Raw genomic sequence first — 5,003 nt, forward strand, 5'->3', positions numbered from 1 at the left:
GTGCGGCCGGCAGCGGTGGAGCCGGTGGACTCCTCCTTGCTGCCGCCGTAGGAGCCGAGCACCTTCTCGCGGTTCTTCGCCGGCGGCTGACCGCCGTCGAAGCCGGCGGCGATGACGGTGACGCGCACCTCGTCGCCGAGCGCGTCGTCGATGACCGCGCCGAAGATGATGTTCGCCTCGGGGTGGGCGGCCTCGCTGACCAGCTGCGCGGCCTCGTTGATCTCGAAGAGACCGAGGTCGGAGCCGCCGGAGATGGAGAGCAGGACCCCCCGGGCGCCGTCGATGGACGCCTCCAGCAGCGGGGAGGAGATGGCCATCTCGGCCGCCGCCACCGCGCGGTCGTCGCCGCGCGCGGAGCCGATGCCCATGAGCGCGGAACCGGCCTCGGACATCACGGACTTCACGTCGGCGAAGTCGAGGTTGATCAGGCCGGGGGTGGTGATCAGGTCGGTGATGCCCTGCACGCCGGAGAGCAGTACCTGGTCCGCAGACTTGAACGCGTCCAGCACGCTCACCTGGCGGTCCGAGATGGACAGCAGGCGGTCGTTGGGGATGACGATCAGCGTGTCGACCTCGTCGCGCAGCGCGGCGATGCCGTCCTCGGCCTGGTTGGCGCGCCGGCGGCCCTCGAAGGTGAAGGGCCGGGTGACGACGCCGATGGTCAGCGCGCCCAGCGAGCGGGCGATGTTGGCCACGACGGGCGCGCCGCCGGTGCCGGTGCCGCCGCCCTCGCCTGCGGTCACGAAGACCATGTCGGCGCCCTTGAGCACCTCCTCGATCTCCTCGCGGTGGTCCTCGGCGGCCTTGCGGCCCACGTCCGGGTTGGCGCCGGCTCCCAGGCCCCGGGTCAGCTCCCGGCCGACGTCGAGCTTGACGTCGGCGTCGCTCATCAACAGGGCTTGCGCATCGGTGTTGATCGCGATGAACTCGACGCCCTTGAGACCGACCTCGATCATCCGGTTGATGGCGTTCACGCCACCGCCGCCGATCCCGACGACCTTGATGACTGCGAGGTAGTTCTGCGGTGCTGCCACGTCGAAGGCCTCTCGCCTCGAGTTACGTGTCGACGCCCGAGGGTCGCGGGGCGTCGACCTATGCCGATGGGCCGGTCCGAATGCCGACCCGAACCCTAACGGTCAAGTTTAGGGTTACCAGTGTCCGTGCTTCTGTGAGTCTTCGGAACGGACACTAAGTCGACAAGCGCTGCGCGTTCAACGAACACGCCGAACCTCCCGTTTTTCTTTTCACCCTATGTGATCAGCCGTCGCGGTAGCCAACCAGGGTGCTGGCCCGCTCACACGTGCGTCAACTACCCGACACCGCGGGCGCGCTGGGAACGCTCACGTCGAAGTATCCGGCACCGGCACGCTCCTTGCTCGCGACCAGCACCGCACGCAGCGCACGCGCCTTCTCGGCACCGTACTCGCTGCTGCCCCACATCACCACGCGGCTGCCGCTCAGCTCCAGCCGGATCGAGTCGAACGAACGCACCCGGATCACCTCGGTGCGCCGGCGCACCTCCGCCGGCAGGTCGCCCGCGACGACCACCGCCTCGGCGCGCAGCCGGTGCCGGTCGAACCTGCCGCCGCCGACTCCCCTGTCCGGTTCCACCACCAACCGCGGTACGCCGCGCGGCCGCTTGTCGGTGGTGCCGTACCGCAGACCGGTGCGGTCCACCTCGGTCCAGCCGCCGCCGGACCGCTCCATCACCACCCGGGGGGTGCGCTCGACCACGTCGATCCGCACGCCCTTCGGCCAGTCGCGCACGACCTCCACGGACTCCACGCGGCGCAGTTCCGCACGCACCCGGGCGGCCACGGCCGCCCGGTCGACGCCGGCCAGCGGCTCCCCGACGGGTACGGCCGCCGCCGCCAGCACCTCGTCCTCGGTCAGCTTGTCGAGTCCGCGCGCCGAGACCTGCTCGACCCGGAACCACGACGAGCCGTACAGCGCCCACAGCCCGAACCCGAGCACGGCCGCCACCAGCACGCCGACCGCGACCAGCGTGCGCGGGGCGGGCAGCGACGGCGGCCGGCGGCCCGGCTTCGCCGGCGGCCGCGGTGAAGAGGGGCCGGAGCGTGTGGAGTCGCCCCGGCCGCGTGCCGTGGTGGTCCCTCCGGCCGCTCCGCCCACGCCTCCGCCTTCCGTCCGGGCACGGGCCCGGTGCTCACACTCGTCGTCCGGCGCCGGCGCCGCCGCCCACCGGCGGCGCGCCCGGCGCACCCCCACGCTCCCCGATCCCGGGCGGGAAGACCGCGCAGCGCTAGCGGCGTGTCGCGATCGCGTCGTAGACCATGCCCACCAGCAGCTCGTCGGCGTCCCGCCGGCCGAACTCGGCGGCGGCCCGCGCCATGTCGTGCAGCCGGTGCGGATCGGTCAGCACGGGCAGCACGTTCCGCTGCACCCATTCCGGCGTCAGGTCGGCGTCGTCGACGAGCAGCCCGCCGCCCGCCTTCACCACGGGCTGCGCGTTGAGCCGCTGTTCGCCGTTGCCGATCGGCAACGGCACGTAGGCGGCCGGCAGGCCGACGGCGGAGAGTTCGGCGACCGTCATCGCGCCCGCCCGGCAGAGCATCATGTCCGCCGCCGCGTAGGCGAGGTCCATCCGGTCCAGGTAGGGCACCGGGAGGTAGGGCGGCATGCCCGGCATGTTGTCGGTCTGCGGCAGCTCGTTCTTCGGGCCGACCGCGTGCAGCACCTGGATGCCGGAGCGCTGGAGCACCGGGGCGATGTGCTCGACGACCTCGTTCAGCCGCCGGGCGCCCTGGCTGCCGCCGGACACCAGCAGCGTCGGCAGGTTGGCGTCGAGACCGAACGCGGCCCGCGCCTCGGCGCGTACCGCCTGCCGGTCCAGGGTCGCGATCGAGCGGCGCAGCGGGATGCCGATGTAGCGGGCGTGCCGCAGCTTGCTGTCGGGCGTGGCGACGGCGACGTGCCGGGTGTAGCGGGAGCCGATCTTGTTGGCGAGGCCGGGACGGGCGTTCGCCTCGTGCACCACGATCGGCACGCCCAGCCGCTTGGCGGCCAGGTAGCCCGGCAGCGCGACGTAGCCGCCGAAGCCGACGACGCAGTCGGCCTTCGTGCGCTCCAGTACCTGCTCGGCCGCCTTGATGGTGCCCCGCAGCCGGCCGGGGACGGTGATCAGCTCGGGGGTGGGTTTGCGGGGCAGCGGTACCGCCGGGATCAGCGCGAGTTCGTAGCCGCGTTCGGGCACCAGACGGGTCTCAAGCCCCCGCTCCGTGCCGAGGGCCGTGATACCCACGGTCGGGTCCTGCCTCCGCAGGGCGTCCGCGAGGGCGAGCGCCGGCTCGATGTGGCCGGCGGTCCCCCCACCGGCGAGTACGACATGCACCGAAATTCACCGCTCTCCGGACGGCGGCCGTTTGACGCGCCGTCTCATCGACTTACCTCTCACCCCAGCCAGCGTCTTTTGTACACCAGGCTGCCGCATGGCCAGAGCCGCGCGCGCGGCGGGGTCGCTGCGCGCGAACGCGATCAGCAGCCCGACGGCGAACATCGTCGGCAGCAGGGCGGAGCCGCCGTAGGAGAACAGCGGCAGGGGAACACCGGCGATGGGCAGCAGGCCCAGCACAGCGCCGAGGTTGATGACCAGCTGGGCCATGAGCCAGCTCGTCACCCCTCCCGCGGCATACCTCACGAACGGATCCTCCGTGCGTCCGGCCACGCGGATACCCGCATAGCCTAGAGCCGCGAAGAGGGTGAGTACCGACAGCGTCCCCGCCAGCCCCAGTTCCTCGCCGGTGATGGCGAAGATGAAGTCCGTGTGCGGCTCCGGCAGTTCACCCCATTTCTCCACGCTGGCCCCGAGGCCGGACCCGAACCAGCCCCCGGACGCCAGCGCGTAGATGCCGTGCAGCGCCTGCCAGCAGGCGTCGCCCGGGCCCGGCTCCGTCGCACCGAGGCAGGCCACGCGCTGCATCCGGTGCGGCGCGCTCATGATGAGTACGGTGCCGACGACGGCCGAGACCGCCAGCACCGTGATGAACATCCGGGTGGGGGCCCCGGCGATCCACAACAGTCCGAAGAGGATCGCGACAAGGATCATCACCGTGCCCATGTCGCCGCCGAACAACACCAGCGCACACACCAGCAGCGCCCCCGGAACCAGTGGCACCAGCAGATGCTTCCAGTGTCGGAGAAGGTCGCGCTCCCCCTTGCGGGCGAGCAGGTCGGCTCCCCACAACACCAGCGCCAGCTTCGCGAACTCGCTCGGCTGGAGCTGGAAGGAACCACCGAGCTGGATCCAGTTCGTGCTGCCGTTGACCTTCACGCCGATGCCCGGCACCTGGACGAGGGCCAGCAGCACGATCGAGCCGGCGAGCACCGGATACGCCAGCGCGCGCAGCAGCTTGACCGGCATCCTGGAGGCGATCAGCAGCAGCACCGTGCCGATCGCGGCGGCCAGGAGCTGCTTGCGGAAGTAGTAGGTGGCCGGGAGGTTGTCGCGCAACGCCTCGATCTGTGAGGACGAGAAGACCATCACCAGACCGAGCAGGGTGATCAGCAGGCTGCCGCCGAGTACCAGGTAGTAGGCGGTCAGCGGCCTGTCCCAGGCCCGCCGGGCCTGGTCCCTGAGCCGGCGCAGGCCGTCCAGGGGCCGGGCGAGCGCCGCCGGCGGCGTCCTCCCGGCGGCGTTCGCCGCGGACTTCGCGGTGGGCTTCGCGCGCGGCTTGGACGTGGACTTCGGTCCGGGCCGGCCGGCGGCGTTCGCGGTCGGCTTGGCGGCCCCGGCGTCGGCCGTCGAGCGCGGCGCGGCGCTCTGCCTGGCGACGGGCTTGGCGGACCGGGAGGCGCCGGCCGGCCGGGGCGCCTGGCCGGTCCGCCCGGAGGCCGGGGAGCGGACACCGGCGCCGGCCGCGCCGGCGGCCGGTCGTCCTCGGGCGGGGCTGCCGCCGCGCGGCGCCGGACGGCCGCCGGCCCCGCCGGCCCCGCCGCCCCTGCGGTTGTCGGCCGTCATGTATCTTCCGTCCCCTCCTGGTGAC

Annotated in this window: 4 protein-coding genes; all 4 read right to left on the reverse strand. The window is 72.5% G+C overall.

What is annotated here, in order from left to right:
• Positions 1-1,034, reverse strand: a 1,034-nt coding sequence (gene ftsZ, locus GL263_RS21305) for a cell division protein FtsZ (protein ID WP_182857350.1), incomplete at its 3' end; no start/stop codon positions are given.
• 271 nt (positions 1,035-1,305) lie between these two features.
• Entirely contained in the window at positions 1,306-2,133 is an 828-nt protein-coding gene (locus GL263_RS21310; protein ID WP_182857351.1) for a cell division protein FtsQ/DivIB, read from the reverse strand.
• Between the two features lie 130 nt (positions 2,134-2,263).
• Positions 2,264-3,352 (reverse strand): undecaprenyldiphospho-muramoylpentapeptide beta-N-acetylglucosaminyltransferase, encoded by a 1,089-nt coding sequence (gene murG / locus GL263_RS21315; RefSeq protein ID WP_182857352.1) that lies wholly within the window; start codon positions 3,350-3,352, stop codon positions 2,264-2,266.
• Between the two features lie 6 nt (positions 3,353-3,358).
• Positions 3,359-4,615, reverse strand: coding sequence for a putative lipid II flippase FtsW (gene ftsW, locus GL263_RS21320; protein ID WP_228456717.1), 1,257 nt, complete (start codon positions 4,613-4,615; stop codon positions 3,359-3,361).
• Positions 4,616-5,003 lie beyond the last annotated feature (388 nt).

Origin of the sequence: Streptomyces durbertensis (assembly GCF_014156695.1) — a bacterium.
Lineage (GTDB): Bacteria > Actinomycetota > Actinomycetes > Streptomycetales > Streptomycetaceae > Streptomyces > Streptomyces durbertensis.